Raw genomic sequence first — 17,161 nt, forward strand, 5'->3', positions numbered from 1 at the left:
ATGAAAAACAGGAAGCTCGCGGCGCTGCTGGCGCCGATGCTGGCGGGCGCGGCGCTGGCCCCCGTCCCTGCCCTCGCGGCGGCGGACCCGGCGCTCAAGCAGGAGGTGCTGGCCGGGGTGGAGGCCCAGCGCAAGCACATCCAGGTCATGGTCGACGAGATCTTCAGCTTCGGCGAGCCCGGCTTCCAGGAGACCCGGACCAGCGAATACCTCATCTCCATCCTCGAGAAGAACGGCTTCAAGATCGAGCGCGGGATCGCCGGAGTGCCCACCGCCTTTACCGCCACATGGGGCAAGGGTGGACCTAAGATCGCGCTGGGTAGCGACATCGACGGGCTCGTCGGCGTCTCGCAGGTGCCGGGCATCGCAGAGGTCAAACCGCTGACCGAAGGCGGCTCGGGCCACGGCGAGGGCCATAATTCGGGCATGCCGCTGATGGTCGCTGCCGCCATCGCCGCCAAGGACGTGATGACGAAACACGGCATCCAGGGCCGGCTGATGCTCTGGCCCGGCGTGGCGGAGGAACTGCTGGCGACCAAGGCCTATTACGTGCGCGCGGGCGTGTTCAAGGACGTCGACGCCTCGATCTTCGCGCACGTCAACACCGGCTTCGGCACCGGCTGGGGCGACCTTGGCCTCACTGGCATGATCTCGGTCGAGTACGAGTTCAAGGGCAGGACCGCGCACTCCGCCGGGATGCCGTGGGAGGGGCGCAGCGCGCTCGACGGGGTCGAGCTGATGGATGTGATGTGGCAATTCCGGCGCGAGCACCTGCCGCTCGCCCAGCGTTCGCACAACGTCATCACCAATGGGGGCGGCCAGCCCAACGTCGTGCCCGACAAGGCGAGCAGCTGGTACTACTTCCGCCAGAAGGACTTCTCCTCGCTGCGGGATCTCTACAAGACCGGCAACGACGTGGCCGACGCCGCAGCGCTCGCGTCCGGCACCTCCGTCAAGCGCAAGGTACTGGGCTTCGCTGCCCCCAACTACGGCAACAAGCCGCTCGCCGAGGCGCTCTATGCCAACATCGAGGCGGTGGGCGTGCCGCAGTGGACACCGGCCGACCAGGCCTTCGCCAAGGCCGTGCAGACGACAAATCACCTCAAGGTCGAAGCCCTGCCCGCCAAAGTCACCCCGCTCTCGACGCCCGAGACGCGCGGCGAGGCCAGCTTCGGCGGCTCGGACGACATAGGCGACGTCATGTGGACCGTTCCCACCGTCACCATCGGCTACCCGGCGAACATCCCGAACGTGATCTTCCACCACTCCACCGCCGCAATGGCGATGGCCACCCCGATCGCGCACAAGGGCACGGTGGCGGGCGCCAAGGCCGTCGCCATGACCATCCTCGACATCGCCACCACCCCGCAGCTGGTGACCGACGCGAAGGCGTGGTTCCGCGACGTGCAGCTCAAGGAGCAGAAGTACGACCCGCTGATCGCCGCCACCGACATGCCCGCCATCGACCGCAACGCGCGCACCATGACGCAGATCCGCCCGGCGATGGAGCAGAAGTACTACCAGCCCGACAAATACGACACGTACCTGCAGCAGCTGGGCGTAGATTACGAGGCTTCGGGTCGCGAAACCTCGGGCGCAGGGGGCTAGGCCCGCCGCGCCGACCGGCCGGGGCCCTATCCAGGGAAACTGCCCCGGCCGGCCCCTCTCAGGCCCGACCACCAGACAGGAAACCCGCGATGGCCCGGATCATCATCATCGGCGCCGGTATCACCGGCGTCACCTCGGCCTATGCCCTGCTCGAGCGCGGGCACGAGGTGACGATCGTCGAACGCCTGCGCTACCCGGCGATGGAGACCTCGTTCGCCAATGGCGGCCAGCTTTCCGCCAGCAATGCCGAGGTCTGGAACTCGGTCGCGACGATCACCAAGGGCATGCGCTGGATCTTCCGGGCCGACGCGCCGCTGCTGTTCAACATGCGCCCCACGTATCACAAGTACACGTGGCTGGCCGAATTCACCGCCGCCATCGGCAAGCACCGCGCCAACACGGTGGAGACCACCCGCCTCGCCATCGCCGCGCGCCGCCACCTGTTCCAGATCGCCGAGCGCGAGGGGATCGACTTCGACCTCGCCCGCTGCGGCATCCTCCACTTCTACCGCGATCCGGCGACCTTCGCGCAGGCACGCAAGGGCAATGCACTGCTTCGCGAGGGCGGGCTGGAGCGCGAGGAAGTGTCTCCGGCTGAGATTGCCGGGATCGAACCGAGCCTCCACGGCGACTTCTGCGGCGGCTTCTTCACGCCCTCGGACTCCACCGGCGACATCCACAAGTTCACCAGCGGCCTCGCGGCGGCCTGCGAGCGGCGCGGCGCGCGCTTCGTGTTCGGCAGCGAAGTCGCCGGGTTCGACCTTCGCCCCGACGGTGTGTCGGTGCGACTGCAGGCGGTGGGCGGCCTTGGGGAAGGACAGGCCCACCGTCCGCAGGACGCCATCGCAGGCGACGCCGTGATGGTCTGCGCCGGGATCGCCAGCCGCGGCCTCGCGGCCATGCTGGGCGACCGGGCCAACATCTACCCGGTCAAGGGCTACTCGATCACCGTCCAGCTTGGCGACGAGCCCAGCCGCTCTGCCGCGCCGCGCGTCAGTCTGCTCGACGAGGACGCCAAGATCGTCACCAGTCGCCTCGGAGACGACCGCTTCCGCGTGGCGGGGACCGCCGAGTTCAACGGCATCAACCGCGACATCCGCGCCGACCGCATCAAGCCGCTCATTGCATGGAGCGAGCGCCACTTTCCCGGCATGTCGACCCGGCAGGTCATCCCCTGGGCGGGTCTGCGCCCGATGACCCCGACGATGATGCCGATCGTCGGGCGCGGCCGCCACCCCCGCGTGTTCTACAACACCGGCCACGGACACCTGGGCTGGACCCTTTCCGCCATCACCGCCGAGCTGGCGGCCGAGCATCTGGACAATCTGCCGGCGGCGGCATGAGCGGCCCTTGCACCGCCGCGCTGCCAAGGTATCGTCCGTGCATGATCCGAGCCCTGCTTCCCCTGCCGCTGCTGCTGGCCGCCGCCCCTGCCCTCGCCGAAGTGTCCGCACCCGAACGCAGGATCGTCGCTTCAGCCGATGCCGGGGCGGACCAAGACCTCGCGCTGCTGGAGAAGCTGGTTGCGCAGAACAGCGGCACCCGTAACGTCGAGGGCGTGAAAAAGGTGCGCGACATGGTCGTGCCTGAACTGACCGCGCTCGGCTTCACCACCAAGTGGGTGCCGATGGACGCGGTGAACCGCGCCGGGCACCTGATCGCGGCGCACAAGGGCAAGGCGGGCACTACGCGGATGCTGCTAATCGGCCACCTCGACACGGTGTTCGAACCGAGTTCGCCGTTCCAGACTGCCAAGCGCGAGGGCGACCAGCTTCACGGCCCCGGAGCAGGCGACGACAAGGGCGGCATCGTCGTCATGCTCGCGGCGCTGCGGGCGATGAAGGCGGCGGGCACGCTGGCGGGCGCAAATGTCGAGGTCGTGCTGACCGGCGACGAGGAAGCCTCCGGCACGCCCATCAGCACCTCCCGGGCGGACCTGATCGCCGCAGGCAAGCGGGCCGACGTGGCGCTCGACTTCGAAGGGCTCGTGATCATCGACGGGCAGGACTACGGCTCGGTCGCCCGGCGATCGGCGCGCGATTATACGATCACCGCAACCGGCGTGACGGCGCATTCGAGCGGCATCTTCTCCCCCGGTGTCGGCGACGGCGCGGTGTTCGAACTGGCGCGGATCATCACCGCTTTCCGTCAGGAACTGCCCGAGCCCAACCTCACCTTCAACATCGGCCTCGTCGCCGGCGGCGCCACCGCGAACCTCAGCCCGGACGAGGCGATGATCGAGGCGACCGGCAAGACCAACATCATTCCGCCCGTCGCCATCGCCAAGGGCGACTTCCGCGCACTCACGCCTGAGCAGGTCGAACGGGTCAAAGCGAAGATGCAGGCAATCGTCGCGAAGCACCTGCCGCAGACGGGCGCCACCATCACGTTCAAGGAAGGCTATCCGCCCATGGCTCCGACGCCGGGCAACCAGGCGCTGCTGGACCGGCTCAACGCGATCAACGCCGACCTCGGCCTGACCGCGATGCCCGCCCTCGATCCCCTGAAACGCGGTGCGGGGGATATCAGCTTCGTCGCGCAGGACGTGGACGGCCTCGCCGGCCTCGGCCCCAGCAGCAGCGGCGACCACACGCCCGAGGAGCGCGTGGATCTCGCCAGCTTCCCCCGCCAGATCAAGCGCGCAGCGCTGCTCATGACACGCCTCAGCCGGGAAAAGGTGCGGTAAACCGGCGCTCCACAGCGATCCTGAAAGGAAAACGCCTTTCGACCCGGATCGTGTCGGGATCGAGACCGGCCCGCGCCAGCACCGCCGGCCATTCCTGCGGCCGGAAGGACCGGGCGATCGACAGCTGCCCGTCCTCCCGCACGATACGGTGAACGCCCATGAGCCGCGCCAGGAGCGGGTAGCCGTGATAAGCGAAGGCATGGCGGTTGAGGTCGCAGACCAGCCAGCCGCGCCGGGCCGCGTATTCCATATGGTGCAGGAAGCGGTCGAGCTGTTCGTCGCTCATGTGGTGGGCGACCTGGCTGCTGACGATGAAGTCGAACTCTTCAGGTTGGTCGATATAGTCCCCGGTACGGTAGTCGATGGCGAGGCCGACGGGTGTCGTCGCCCGAGCCAGACCCTCGCTCGCCGGGTTGAGGTCGACGCCGACCAGCCGCGCCTCGATCCCTCGACGCTCCGCCCAGCGCGCCACCTTGCGCAGCAGGTCGCCGTACCCGAAGCCGACGTCGAGCAGGCTGAAGCTGCGCGCTTCCCCTATCGCATGGGACAGGAAGGCCAGTGTCGGATGTGCCGTGAGCGTCCACCGGTTGACCTTGGCGAGATCGCGCAGGACGGCGGTGTACGTCGCGCCGTCGAGGTCGGCGGCGTCCATCTGCTCTTCCTGGCGGGAACGGGTCGAGAGAACGCTCATGTCCGGCTCCGGCGTCCGGCGCGCAGGGAAGCGACTCCGGGATTTCTGCGTTGCATCGTTAACACATCCATCGTGCTTGCGGGGGCTTTCGAAAGGGCGCAGTCTCCGTTCGGGAGAGCAGCCGGGATGCCACGATGAAACGCAAGTCACCGGTAGCGCCGAACCCCACGTGACGGGCCGCTGTTCACTCATTCACCCCCAGTAACACTGCAGCTGCGTCGCCACGGAGAAGAGCCGATGACCTATGACGACATCATAGCCCTGATAGCCAAGGAAACCGGCCTGCCCGCCGAGCGGCTGGTTCCCGACGCGACGCTGGCCACGCTGGACATCGCCTCGCTCGATCTCGTCAGCCTGCTGTTCGAACTGGAGGACAGGTATGGCGTCGAGATACAGCCCGAGGAACTCTCACGCGAGACGACGCTGCGCCAGTTGCTCGAACGCATCGGGGTGACGGCGCCGCAATGACGGACAGGCAGAACCGCCGCGTGCTCGTGACCGGAATGGGTTGCGTGAGCGGGCTCGGGCGCGGAGTGGCAGCGAACTGGCAGCGCCTCCGGGATGGCGACGGCGCGATACGCCCACTCGTTCCGCCAGCGCCCTCGGGTATTGCCGCATGGATCGAGGGAGGACCAGGCGACAGCGCTCGTTTTGCGGGGATCGACGCCCAGCGCCTGCGGCGCCTGGGCCGTCTCGATCCGATCTCGGCCTTCGCGATCGAAGCAGCGCTGGAAGCCGTGGCCGACGCGGGGCTGCCGGAGCACCCTTCGCTCGCCCACCTCACCGCGATCCTGCTGGGCTGCGGCAGCGGCGGCAACGCGACGATCGACGCCGGCTACGAACGCCTTTTCGGCAGGGATGAAGCCCGGGTCCACCCCCAGAGCATACCAAGCTCGATGATAACCGCACCTGCAGCGCACATAGCCATCCTGCTGGGCGTACATGGGCCTGTCTTCACGCTGTCGAGCGCCTGCGCGTCCTCCGCGCATGCCCTGGGCGAGGCGATGCACATGATCCGCAGCGGTCGCGTGGATGTCGTCATCGCCGGCGGCGCCGAGGCGTGCCTGACGCGCGGATCGATGGCGGGCTGGCAATCGCTGGGCGTCCTCGCACCCGACACCTGCCGCCCGTTCTCGCGCGATCGCGGCGGCATGGTGCTGGGCGAAGGCGCGGCCGTGCTGGTGCTCGAGAGCGAACGTCACGCCCTTGCCCGAGGCGCGCATGTCTACGGCGAACTCGCCGGGTACGGCGCGACCAGCGACGCCAGCCACATCACCGCGCCCAACACCGCCGGCATCGCCGCAGCCCTTCGCACTGCGCATGAGGATGCGGGCACGGCGTTCGACGTTCCCGCGCTAATCTCTGCGCATGGCACCGGCACCGCGCTCAACGACGTGGCGGAAACCACCGCTTTGCACGAGGTCTATGCCGCCGACCTTCCCCGGCACCGCGTGATCGCCACCAAGTCGGCGCATGGCCACATGATCGGCGCGACCGGCGCGATGGAGTTCCTGCTCGGCATGGTCGCCCTGAACGAAGGCGTGGCTCCGCCGATCCTGAACTATCTTGGCGCTGACCCGGACTGCGAACTGCCGCTGGTGCTCGAACGGGAGAACATCTCGCCGGACGTGCTGATATCGAGCAGTTTCGCGTTCGGCGGCCTCAACGCCGTGCTGGTGGGGAAGCGGGCATGAGCACGGCGGTCGCCCACATCAACCGCATCGGCACCGCAAATCCGCCGTTCGAGGTTCACGATGCCTTCGTCCGCTTCGTCACCGGAGAATTGCAGGACGAGCGCTCCCGCCGCCTTTTCGAGCGCATGGCCGCAAGGTCGGGCATCGCAAAACGCTACTCCTTCCTCGAACCCAGGACGCTCCCGGACGGCACCTTGACCGACACGGCGGGGTTCTATGGCACCGGGACATGGCCCTCGACCGGACGGCGGATGGAGCGCTATGAACGCGACGCCCCGCGCCTTGCGCTCGCCGCCATCGACGCACTCGGGATCGAGCCCGCGGCGGTCGGGATCACCCATCTCGTGGTCGCATCGTGCACCGGCTTCATGGCGCCCGGACTGGACCAGCTGATCGTCACCGGCGCCGGTCTCGATCCCGGCGTTGAGCGCACGGTGGTCGGGTTCATGGGATGCTACGCCGCCGTCAATTCGCTGCGGCTCGCCCATCACATCGTCCGCTCCACCCCCGAGGCGCGGGTCCTGGTCGTCACGCTCGAGCTTTGCTCCATCCATTTCCAGCGCACCGGCGAACTGGCGAGCCTGCTCGCCATGCTCCTCTTCGGAGACGGCGCCGCTGCGGCGCTGGTCACCGCGGCTTCCGGAGGCATCGCCCTTCGCGACTTCCGCGCCGTGACCATCCCCGGGACGGCGGATGCGATCACCTGGGGCATACGCGACCAGGGCTTCGACATGCATCTGGGCGGCGAGGTTCCTGCCCGCATCGCCGAGGCCCTCGCCGCCGATGCCCGCCGCAACGACAACCTCGGCCTGCTACGCGGCGCGTCGCCCGGAGACTTCGACCTGTGGGCCGTCCATGCCGGAGGGCGCACCGTGCTCGACGCGGTGGAGCATGGGCTGGGCCTGCCCCCGGAGGCGCTGCTGCCATCGCGGACCGTGCTGAACGATCACGGCAACATGTCCTCGGCCACGCTGATGTTCATCCTTGCCCGCATGCTCGCCGGCGAGGCGCGGGGGCCGGGGCTAGCGCTGGCGTTCGGGCCGGGCATGGCAGCGGAAAGCTTCCGCTTCACGCTCGAGACCTGAGGTGCGCGATGCGCTCGTCGTCGGCGGGGGACTGGCGGGCAGCGCCGCCGCTTGCCTGCTCGCGCGGGCAGGCAAGGACGTGCTGCTGATCGAGCGCGAGAGCGCGCCGCATCACAAGGTCTGCGGCGAGTTCCTTTCGGTCGAAGCGGTAGCGCACCTTAGGAAGCTCGGTGTCGACCCGCTGGCGCTCGGCGGAGTGCCGATCGACAGGATCCGCCTCGTCTCGGGCGCAGTGGAGGCCGAGGCGCCCCTGCCATTCGGCGCCTTCGGCCTCAGCCGCTACGTCCTCGACGAAGCACTGATCGCCCGCGCCGCCGAGGCGGGCGCCGAGGTCCGGCGCGGCGTGCGGGTGGCCGAGATCGACGGGCGGATCGTCCGCACGAACCAGGGCGATCATGAGGGCGCGCACGTCCTGCTGGCTACCGGCAAGCTGCCGGTGCGCGAAAAGGGCGTGGCGCCCTCCGGACGAGCCGAAAACGGCTTCGTCGGTTTCAAGATGCACTACCGCCTCGCCCCCCTCGCCGCGCGGCGCCTGAGCGGAACAATCATGCTGGCGCTGTTCGACGGTGGCTACGCGGGGCTGCAGATGGTGGAGGCCGGCAGGGCCAACCTGTGCTTCGTCGTCCGGCGCACGCTGCTGGCGCGTATCGGCGGCGACTGGGGCGCCCTGCTCGACTGGATCTGCGCGAACGACGCTATGCAGGCATTGCTGGCCGACGCCGAGCCGCTGTTCGACCGGCCACTGACCATTGCGAACCTTGCCTACGGCATCGCAGCGAAACGCCCCGGAAATGGGGCGGTGATCCCGCTCGGCGATCAATGGGGCATGACGGCATCGCTGACCGGAGACGGCATGTCGATCGCGCTGCGCAGCGCCTTCCTCGCCGCGCGCTGCCTTGAGGCGGGAGAAGGCGCGGCGACTTACGGCCGCCTTGTCGACGCCGAGGCCAAGGCCCAGATTCGCCGAGCGATGGCGTTTCAATACGCGCTGGAGCGTCCGTTGCTCCGTCAGGCCGGTTGCCACCTCGCCCGCCTGCTTCCATGGACACTGACCTTCGCCGCACGGGCGACGCGCCTGCGCGAATGGGTCGAAGATCCCGTAGAGGATCGCCCCGGGACGACTGCCAACTAACCGGCAGCCGCGTGCCATTACAAGCAAAGTCACTTGACGACCGGATAAAACAGGAGCCTCCTGACTAATAAATACTAGGTACCAGGGCCGCCAGTCATACCGCAAGCAAGCCGTACCCCACAACGTGGGCGGCACTGTCGAGGGGGAATGTGGTGGTTGCTAGAGGACTTCTCCTGAGCCTGTCTCTGGTCGCGTTGGCCGCCTGCGATCGCGGACCGGAGGACGAGGCGCAGACGGCGGGCATCAAGGAAGATGCGCTGGCCCAGGTCGACGAGGACTACTTCCGCGACATGGACGACGGCGTCTCCCTCAACCCCGACGAGGTGAAGGGCCGTAACATGTGGCTGGTCTGGACCGGCGGCAACGACCGCTTCTGGGACGGCATGACCAAGCCCACGCTCGGCGGGTTCGACCTGCTCAAGATCGTCGCGCCGCCGCCGGGAAGCCCCGATGCCCGGCCCACGCGCTGGAAGGTCATGGGCCTCGTCAACGAGCCCTGCTTCTCCACCTCGAGCAAGCCCGACCGCTACGGGCTGTGGCTTGACACCCGCGATCCCGCCTGCCCGCCCGATCCCTTCGCCAATGCCAAGAAGTATCCCGGCGTGAAGATCGGCGCGCGCGGAACCACCGTGCCGGTGGGCTCCTACTTCGGCGAACCTTCGGGCATCCTAGGCCTGCGCCTGTTCCCCAACCCCGACTTCGACGAGAAGGCCAAGGCGGCGTGGAGCGCGGAGAAATACTATAACGAACCGCGCTATTACAACAATCCGAAGCTCGTGCGGCCCTACCGCGTCGGCATGAGCTGCGGATTCTGTCACGTCGGCCCCAGCCCCACGCGCCCACCCGCCGACCCCGAGAAGCCGACATACGCGAACCTGAACTCGACCGTGGGCGCACAGTACATGTGGGTGAACCGCCTGTTCATGTGGAAGGCCGACCCGACCAACTACATGTACCAGCTGGTTTCGACCTACCGTCCCGGAGCGATGGACACCTCGCTCGTCTCCACCGACAACATCAACAATCCGCGCACCATGAACGCGGTCTATCTCCTGCGCGACCGGCTGGAAGTCGGCCGCAGCATCGGGCGCGAGAAGCTCGCGGGCGGCGGCAGGAACAACGCCCAGTTCAACGACATCCTCAAGTCCGGCCCCCTCACCCGCTACTTCGAGAAGCCCGACACAGTGTGGACGCCGCATGTGCTGAAGGATGGATCGGATTCGGTGGGGGCGCTGGGCGCGCTGAACCGCGTCTACCTCAACATCGGCCTGTTCAGCGAGGAGTGGCTGCGGCACTTCAACCCGGTGGTCGGCGGCAAGATCATCTCTCCCATCGAGATCGAGACCGCGCGGCGCAATTCCTCCTACTGGCGCGCGACCGAGAAGGGAACGCCGCTGACCGCGATGTTCTTCCTGAAGGCCGCGCGTCCCGATCCGCTCGCGAACGCGCCGGGCGGCGCGGCATACCTCAAGGCGAGCCCTCAGGTTCTCCAGCGCGGCGCCAGGGCTTTCGCCGAAACATGCGCGCGCTGCCATTCGAGCAAGCAGCCGCAGGCGCCCGCCAATGCCACCCTGACCGACGCGATCGGCACCGATTACGTCTCGCGTTTCCAGTCCTGGTGGCGCTGGACGCAGACCGAGAACTTCAAGGGCCAGATGCGCGCCATCGTCGCCCGGCCCGACTTCCGGCAGGGCAACTACTTCAGCAGCGACGTGCGCGTCCCCGTCACGCTGCTGCGCACCAACCTGTGCAGTACGCTTGCGACCAACGCCCTGCGCGGCAACATCTGGGACAACTTCTCGTCGGAATCGTACAAGACTCTGCCTTCGGTGGGCACGGTCGCCTACCAGGACCCGTTCACCGGCGAGGCCAAGCCCTACCGCATGCCGGGCGGGGGACGCGGTTACACGCGGGTGCCTTCGCTGGTGTCGCTGTGGTCGACCGCGCCGTTCCTCCTCAACAACACGGTGGGCACGTTCAATGGCGATCCCTCGGTCGCTGGCCGCATGGCCGCCTTCGACGATGGCATCGTCAAGATGCTCTGGCCCGAACGGCGCGAGCGCGACACGATGGTGCCCGGCGCCTGGGGTACGATCGACCGCACCAGCGCCCGCAGCTACCTTTACGTCCCCTCCGCCTTCCTGCCCGACGCCCCCGGCCCGTTCGACGAGGAGGCGAGAAAAGCGCTCAAGTCGCTGGAGAACGCCGGCGGGGACATCGAGCTCGGCCCGATCCCCAAAGGCATGCCGGTCAACCTGCTCGCCTCGCTCCAACCGCTCGCCGAGAGCCGCGATCCGGCGGTCGTCGCGCGCCACTACCGCGATCTCATCGTTCTGCTGGCGCGGCTTAAGAAGAGCCTGCTCACCGCGCCGCGCGGCGCCGACGACGCGGCGCTTCGCGAACATTTCGCTCCGCTGCGCAGCCAGCTTCTGGGGCTAAACAAGTGCCCGGACTTCGTGGTCAATCGCGGCCACTACTTCGGCACCGCGCAGTTCAACCAGCACCAGTTCACAAGGGACGAGCGAGCCTACGGCACCGAGCCGGTGCTCACCGACGAGGACAAGCGGGCACTGGTCGAATACCTCAAGACGCTCTGAGCCGCGCGATGGATGCGCCCGAACATGACTACATAGTGGTGGGTTCGGGCGCCGCCGGGGGCGCCGTCGCCGCGCGTCTCGCCGAAGCCGGGATGCGGGTGCTGGTCATCGAGGCCGGCCCCGACCCGCGCGAGAATGCCGACGCACGCGCGGCGGCCGACTACGACGTCCCTGCCTTCCACGCCTTCGCGTCCGAAAACCCCGAGTTCGCGTGGGACACGAAGGTTCGCCACTTCTCCGACGCTGCCACCGCAGGGGCAGACGACAAGGCGGTGGATGGACTGATCGCCTATCCCCGCGCCGGTGCGCTGGGCGGATGCACGGCGCACAACGCGATGATCTTCATGGTGCCTCCCGACAGCGACTGGCAGGCGCTGTCGGACGAGACCGGCGATCCCGGCTGGGTGCCCGAGGCGATGCGCGGCCACCGCAAGGCGGTCGAGAACTGCCGCCACCGCCCGCTCTGGCGCTTCCTCGCACGGCTAGGCATCGACCCAACCGGCCACGGCTGGAACGGCTGGCTGCCGGTCGAGAAGGCCGTGCCGATGCGGGCCTTTCGCGATGCGGCGCTGATCCGCTCGCTGGTGCTGGGAGCGCTGGTGGACCTCGCTCGCGGGCGCGGGTGGCTGGGACGTCTGACTGTGTTCCTGCGCAACTGGGGCGATCCCAACGACCGGCGCCGGGGACATCGCGAACAGGTCTGCTACGCGCCTCTGTCTACCCGCGACCATGCCCGCAGCGGTGCGCGCGAACGGCTGGAGGATGTGCGCCGACGCCACCCGGACCGCCTTCAGATCATGACCGACTACCTGGCCACGCGCATCCTGTTCGACGAGGCAGGGGCCGCGCTGGGCGTCGAGTGGCTGAAAGGCCGCCACCTGCACCGCGCCAGCCCGCATCCCGGCACGCCCGTCGCCGAGGGCAGGAGCATCGCCCGGCGCGAGGTGATCCTCGCAGGCGGCGCCTTCGCCACGCCGCAACTGCTGATGTTGTCCGGTATCGGCGAGGCGGCGCATCTTGCCCAGCACGGCATCCCCGTGCGCGCCGACCTCCCCGAAGTGGGCCGCAACCTGCAGGATCGCTACGAGATCAGCGCGGTCCACCGCATGGCACGCCCGTGGCATTCCCTGAAGGGCGCCGAGTTCGCCCCAGGAGACCCGCTGCACCGGGCATGGGCGGATGGCCGCAGCGGCATGTATATCTCGAACGGCGCCGCCCTCGCCGCGCTGCGCCGGTCCAGCACCGCACGCGATGCAGCGCCGGACCTCTTCCTGATGGGTCTGATGGCGCGCTTCAGGGGCTATTATCGGGGCTATTCCGCTGACCTCTGGCCGGGCCTCGACGGTTTCAGCTGGACGGTGCTCAAGGGCCAGACCGGCAACCGCGCCGGCCGGGTGCGCCTTGCCTCCGCCGACCCGCGCGACCAGCCCCGGATCGACTTCGCCCACTTCGAGCAGAACGGCGAGGCAGACCTCACCGGCCTGGTCGAAGGCTTGGAAATGGCCCGAGCGCTAGCCCGCCCCCTCATCGCGCGCGGGGTGATCGCCGAGGAGGAGCTTCCGGGCGCTCACGTCACCGGCGAGGCGCTTCGCGAATGGGTCCGCATCAACGCCTGGGGGCACCACGCCTGCGGCACCGCCGCGATCGGGACCGTACTCGACAGCTCTGGCCGCGTCCTTGGCGTGCCGGGCCTGCGGGTGGTGGATGCCTCGATCTTCCCGCGCATCCCCGGCCTGTTCATAGCCGCACCGATCTATTTGGCGGCCGAGAAACTGGCGGCGGACATCCTCGCCGAAGCCGGGACCGTCCCCGGCAGGGAGACCTGAAAATGCTGCGCTTTCTCCATCGCCTGCTGGAACTGGGTCTTCATTTCGAGCGGCGCTTCGATCCGTTCTTCCGCCCCCTGTTCGACCGACCGCTGCGCATGCCGCTGACACGGTTCGTCAACTGGACGATCAATCTCACCCGCAGCCGCGACGTCCCGCCCCTCGCGGGAGAGGACGCCGATGCGGACGAGGACCTCAGCCTCGATACGATCATCGCCGAGATGCAGCACCACCTCGATCTCGACTTCAAGCCCGGCCACTACGAACGCGCGGGCAACACCAAGACCCACGGCCTCGTGCGCGGCACGCTGACGGTGCTGCCCGGCCTTCCCGAGCATGTGCGTAAGGGCATCTTCGCGCAGGAACGCAGCTTCCCCGCGTGGATCCGCTTCTCCAACCCCGGCCCCCACGTCGAGCCCGACATCGACGACGTCGGCTTCGGCAGCATGAGCGTGAAGCTGATGGACGTGCCCGGTCCCAAGCTGATGGACGACGAACGCTTCACGCAGGACCTCACCTCGATCACCGTCATCACCTTCCCCACGCCCGACACCCGCGAGAACGCGCACCTCCAGTACTGGAGCCGGCGGGAGATGGGGGTCTGGTACTTCCTGAATTTCAAACGCCCGCACGTGCGCGACTTCATCATGCAGGCGCTGTGGAACCGCACCTTGGCCAATCCACTGGCCAACGAATACTTCTCCTGCACACCCTACCTGCTCGGCGACGGGCAGGCGATGCAGTACAGCTTCCACCCGCTCACCCGCGTCGTCACCCGCATCCCGCGCCTGCCGCTGCGGCCCGGCGACGACTATCTGCGCGACAACCTCGCCGCCTCACTGCGCGAAGGAGAGGCGTGCTTCGAAATGCGGCTGCGGCTGCAGAAAGACCCGTTCCTGCAGCCGGTGGAGCAAGGTGCAGTGCTGTGGGACCCGGGAAAAACGCCGTACATTCCCGTCGCGCGCATCACCATCCCGCCACAGGAGTTCCGTTCGCCCGAGCAATTCGCTTTCGCCCGCCAGCTCACCTGGAACCCCTGGCACTGCGTTCCCGAACACCGCCCCCTCGGCAACCAGAACCGCGCGCGGCGGCGCCTTTACTACGAGATGTCGCGCTACCGGCAGGACAAGAACGGCGAGGCGCACGTCGAGCCGACGGGTGACGAGCGGTTCGGCTGAACGTCAGCCGCGCAGGATACGCGCGAGGCCGCCGATGCCGGGGAGGAAGAAGTAAGCGCCGCCCACGACCGTCACGAAGCGCGGCAGTCCGGCGGCAAGGCGCGGGTTTCCGGCGGCATCGTGGTAAGCGAAGGCGTCGGTCTGCATGCCGCCGCTCACCGGGCAGCGATTGCCTAGCATGGGGTCCTGTTCGCCCGAGAGCCCGCCGAAGTAGGGGCTGGCGAGCCAGCTGCCCTGCACGAACTCGAATTGCCGGGCGAGGCTGGCGTTGAGGCAGATGAAGTGCAGGCCGCGCGGCTCCTCCGATGTGATGCCCGCTATGGCGGCCTGCGGGTCCGGCGCCGAGCCGTAGGGCCGCCCCCGCCGCAACAGCCGATGAAAACGCGCAGAGGCGACGGCGTCATGCATGGCGCTGCCCTTGAGGCCGAGCGAGGAGACAACGTCGCCAAGGAAGCCGCGCCGCCCGCGTGGATCGTCGCCGCTGCGGGGATTGGCGCGGCGGATATGCGCGCCGATCGGGCAGATCGCGCCGTCCGGGTCGGAGGCAAAGGTGAAGCCGTTCACCCCCTCCCCGCCGAGCGCCGGGAGCGGATCGCCGTCGATGCCCCGGCCCACCATCCGTTCGGCGAAGGCGACCGCTCCGCCTGCCCCGGCGGTCCGCGCGGCCCAGCCCCAGAAGCCCGCGACATCCTGCTCAAGCTGGCGATAAACGAGGTAGGTGCCGTTGTGCCCGATGCCGCCCTCCACCGGATGGTCGGGCACGAAGCCGTATTCGTTGTCGTGGCCGAGCAAGAACTCACCCAGCGCTATGCGATCGCGGTACAGGCGGTCCTTGGCGCCGCCAGGCTCCACCGTCCCCTCCCAGTCGACCTCAGGCTGCGAAATACCGTCGACGAACCCGAACGGCTCGCGTCCGACCGGGCCGCTGGCGGCATTGACGAGCAGCACCGAGCAGGCCCCGGCGGGCATGGCGGCCAACGTCTCGGCCAGGTGGGCTTCGATATCACCGCCCTCGGCCAGCAGGATCAGCAGGACGTGGGGTTCGGCGTCACCTGCGCCCCAGCGCCAGAGCGCGGGCGCGCTGTCCTCGATGTCCCCCAGCCGGCGCGAGCGGGACGGGTCGCCGGCCAGCCCGTCAAGGAATTCAGGCGCGAAGCCGGGGATCGTATCGACCGGCAGGTCAAGCGCGCACAGTCCCGCGGCCGTGAACGCCACCTGCCGCACCCGCGGGAGACGCCGGGCCTGTGCCTCGGCCAGCGTCGTCACGCCCAGGCCGCGCAGCCACTCCCGTGCCGCGCCCGCGTCCTCCACGCGCAGGAGCACGTAGCGCGCGCCGTCCAGCGAGCCGAAGCCGCGCGCGACGAGAGCCTGGATATCAGCAGGGTTCATATCTCGGCGATCCAGCGACGTAGCGCCTTGCCGCGCAGGCGGCGCCCGAAACCTGCGCGGATGCGGGCATTGCGGGCCATGTCGTAGTTCGAGAGGCCGGGGAATGCGTTGTACCAGACCTGCGTCGGTATCTGGTGGTGGAAAAGGTAGCGCTTGAAGTCCTGCTCACGCCGCGCGCCGCCGACGATCAGCCAGTCGGTACGAGGATAGCCAAGGCCGTTGGAGAACGACAGGTTCAACCCGAACGCGACCTTGTTGATGAAGTCGTCGTTATAGGCCTCGCGGCTGCCGTCGTAGTTGCTGGCGAAATAGACGCGCCGCCGATCGTCAAGGAATGTCCAGCTCGCGAAGTGGATCGTGTTGACTCGCGCCAGCCGCCCCTTGCGGTAGATGTGGCGCGCGCCCCAGTCGATCACCCACAGGATCACGACCGTCAGCCAGCGCCGGAACAGCCCAGGCTTGAGCGAGCCTATGGCGCCGTACTGGTTGGCGATGTCGTGATCCTCATGCGCGGACAGCATCCGGTTGCGCTCTCGGTCAGGCACCGGCGCCAGCACCGGGTCGCTCCGTTCGCGGCGGCGCAGCACCAAAACGAACGGGACAAGACCGACGAGGATCAGCGGCAGCAGCAGCAGGCCGAGCGCCGGCAAAAGCGTGAAATGCGCGACGTCGCCGAGGCTCGCCATCAGGGTCTTGCCCTCAAGCGGCGTCAGCCGGACGGTGCGCCCCGCCTCGGCGAGGATAGTCCGCAGCGTTTCAGAGTCTGCGCTGCCGTTCGCAAGACGTGCGGCGCGCAAGATGCGGTGCAGCTCGGCCTCCTCGGCAATCTGGCGCACGCCTCGGCCGCGCCAGTTCACGTAGTTCGCGGCTACTGGCACGCGGTGGCGGCGCATCCATTCGGCAAGGTCGGTCCCGTCGTCGAAGTCGATGCAGAACGAGAAGATGCGCCGGAGGCCCGGTCCTGCCAGTACCGTCAGGGCCTCCACGAACTGCGCTTCATCCCCGTCGAAATCGGCGATGAAGGCGAGGCGCACGGGCTCGTGAACAGGCAGGCTCTCGGCCAGCGCGATGCGGTCCGGCAGCGAGGGATCATCGAGCACCACGAACCGCGCGAAATGCACCTGTCCGAGCCGGCCGAACGTGACCAGCGCGTTGTCGGGGTCGGCCTGTCCCGGCGCCAGCGTCATAGTCGCCAGCAGCCCCTCCAGTTCCGCGCGCCGCCCGTGGCGGATCGGCGCGGCGACGAAGAGGTGCCCTTGCCGGACCATCCCCGGC

The 17,161-nt window shown here is 68.4% G+C and carries 13 protein-coding genes; 10 read left to right on the forward strand and 3 right to left on the reverse strand.

Translation table 11 applies throughout. The features are described from left to right. From PMI02_RS02070 to PMI02_RS02080, 3 genes are all read left to right on the forward strand, one after another. Complete coding sequence (locus tag PMI02_RS02070; RefSeq protein WP_007678010.1) at positions 1-1,608, forward strand: amidohydrolase; 1,608 nt, start codon at positions 1-3, stop codon at positions 1,606-1,608. An 89-nt stretch (positions 1,609-1,697) separates the two neighbouring features. Continuing rightward, complete coding sequence (locus PMI02_RS02075) at positions 1,698-2,951, forward strand: D-amino acid dehydrogenase (RefSeq protein WP_007678012.1); 1,254 nt, start codon at positions 1,698-1,700, stop codon at positions 2,949-2,951. Positions 2,952-2,992: 41 nt separating this feature from the next. After that, positions 2,993-4,294 (forward strand): M20/M25/M40 family metallo-hydrolase, encoded by a 1,302-nt coding sequence (locus tag PMI02_RS02080; protein ID WP_007678015.1) that lies wholly within the window; start codon positions 2,993-2,995, stop codon positions 4,292-4,294. Here PMI02_RS02080 and PMI02_RS02085 read toward each other — a convergent pair. Next, positions 4,272-4,985, reverse strand: coding sequence for a methyltransferase domain-containing protein (locus tag PMI02_RS02085; RefSeq protein WP_007678022.1), 714 nt, complete (start codon positions 4,983-4,985; stop codon positions 4,272-4,274). The genes PMI02_RS02080 and PMI02_RS02085 overlap by 23 nt on opposite strands. A 237-nt stretch (positions 4,986-5,222) precedes the next feature. On the opposite strand from PMI02_RS02085, the gene PMI02_RS02090 reads away from it, so the two are divergent. The 7 genes from PMI02_RS02090 to PMI02_RS02120 all read left to right on the forward strand — a co-directional run bounded on the left by PMI02_RS02090 (position 5,223) and on the right by PMI02_RS02120 (position 14,497). Beyond that, a complete protein-coding gene (locus PMI02_RS02090; protein ID WP_007678025.1) occupies positions 5,223-5,453 on the forward strand; it encodes an acyl carrier protein in 231 nt (76 codons plus the stop codon). Beyond that, a complete protein-coding gene (locus tag PMI02_RS02095; RefSeq protein ID WP_007678028.1) occupies positions 5,450-6,679 on the forward strand; it encodes a beta-ketoacyl synthase in 1,230 nt (409 codons plus the stop codon). The genes PMI02_RS02090 and PMI02_RS02095 overlap by 4 nt, the downstream gene beginning before the upstream one ends. Then, complete coding sequence (locus PMI02_RS02100) at positions 6,676-7,764, forward strand: type III polyketide synthase (protein WP_007678032.1); 1,089 nt, start codon at positions 6,676-6,678, stop codon at positions 7,762-7,764. Before PMI02_RS02095 ends, PMI02_RS02100 begins: the two co-directional genes overlap by 4 nt. A 1-nt stretch (position 7,765) precedes the next feature. Next, a complete protein-coding gene (locus PMI02_RS02105) occupies positions 7,766-8,896 on the forward strand; it encodes an NAD(P)/FAD-dependent oxidoreductase (RefSeq protein ID WP_007678042.1) in 1,131 nt (376 codons plus the stop codon). 194 nt (positions 8,897-9,090) lie between these two features. Beyond that, on the forward strand, positions 9,091-11,493 hold the full coding sequence (locus PMI02_RS02110) for a hypothetical protein (RefSeq protein ID WP_202948591.1): 2,403 nt from the start codon (positions 9,091-9,093) through the stop codon (positions 11,491-11,493). An 8-nt stretch (positions 11,494-11,501) separates the two neighbouring features. Beyond that, positions 11,502-13,319, forward strand: a complete 1,818-nt coding sequence (locus tag PMI02_RS02115; protein ID WP_007678047.1) for a GMC family oxidoreductase — start codon at positions 11,502-11,504, stop codon at positions 13,317-13,319. 2 nt (positions 13,320-13,321) lie between these two features. Next, a complete protein-coding gene (locus PMI02_RS02120) occupies positions 13,322-14,497 on the forward strand; it encodes a catalase family protein (protein WP_007678051.1) in 1,176 nt (391 codons plus the stop codon). Positions 14,498-14,500: 3 nt separating this feature from the next. Here the strand turns inward: PMI02_RS02120 and PMI02_RS02125 are convergent, their stop codons facing one another. Next, positions 14,501-15,886: a hypothetical protein gene (locus tag PMI02_RS02125; protein ID WP_007678054.1), complete on the reverse strand. Its 1,386-nt coding sequence runs from the start codon at positions 15,884-15,886 to the stop codon at positions 14,501-14,503. Next, positions 15,883-17,154, reverse strand: coding sequence for a hypothetical protein (locus PMI02_RS02130; RefSeq protein WP_007678056.1), 1,272 nt, complete (start codon positions 17,152-17,154; stop codon positions 15,883-15,885). Before PMI02_RS02130 ends, PMI02_RS02125 begins: the two co-directional genes overlap by 4 nt. Between the last annotated feature and the right edge of the window lie 7 nt (positions 17,155-17,161).

Origin of the sequence: Novosphingobium sp. AP12, assembly GCF_000281975.1 — a bacterium.
Classification (GTDB): domain Bacteria; phylum Pseudomonadota; class Alphaproteobacteria; order Sphingomonadales; family Sphingomonadaceae; genus Novosphingobium.

Excerpts from the sequence above, each read along its gene's own strand:
- PMI02_RS02070 (WP_007678010.1), top strand. The coding sequence starts at position 1 with ATGAAAAACAGGAAGCTCGCGGCGCTGCTGGCGCCGATGCTGGCGGGC.
- PMI02_RS02075 (WP_007678012.1), top strand. The coding sequence starts at position 1,698 with ATGGCCCGGATCATCATCATCGGCGCCGGTATCACCGGCGTCACCTCG.
- PMI02_RS02080 (WP_007678015.1), top strand. The coding sequence starts at position 2,993 with ATGATCCGAGCCCTGCTTCCCCTGCCGCTGCTGCTGGCCGCCGCCCCT.
- PMI02_RS02085 (WP_007678022.1), bottom strand. The coding sequence starts at position 4,985 with ATGAGCGTTCTCTCGACCCGTTCCCGCCAGGAAGAGCAGATGGACGCC.
- PMI02_RS02090 (WP_007678025.1), top strand. The coding sequence starts at position 5,223 with ATGACCTATGACGACATCATAGCCCTGATAGCCAAGGAAACCGGCCTG.
- PMI02_RS02095 (WP_007678028.1), top strand. The coding sequence starts at position 5,450 with ATGACGGACAGGCAGAACCGCCGCGTGCTCGTGACCGGAATGGGTTGC.
- PMI02_RS02100 (WP_007678032.1), top strand. The coding sequence starts at position 6,676 with ATGAGCACGGCGGTCGCCCACATCAACCGCATCGGCACCGCAAATCCG.
- PMI02_RS02115 (WP_007678047.1), top strand. The coding sequence starts at position 11,502 with ATGGATGCGCCCGAACATGACTACATAGTGGTGGGTTCGGGCGCCGCC.
- PMI02_RS02120 (WP_007678051.1), top strand. The coding sequence starts at position 13,322 with ATGCTGCGCTTTCTCCATCGCCTGCTGGAACTGGGTCTTCATTTCGAG.
- PMI02_RS02125 (WP_007678054.1), bottom strand. The coding sequence starts at position 15,886 with ATGAACCCTGCTGATATCCAGGCTCTCGTCGCGCGCGGCTTCGGCTCG.
- PMI02_RS02130 (WP_007678056.1), bottom strand. The coding sequence starts at position 17,154 with ATGGTCCGGCAAGGGCACCTCTTCGTCGCCGCGCCGATCCGCCACGGG.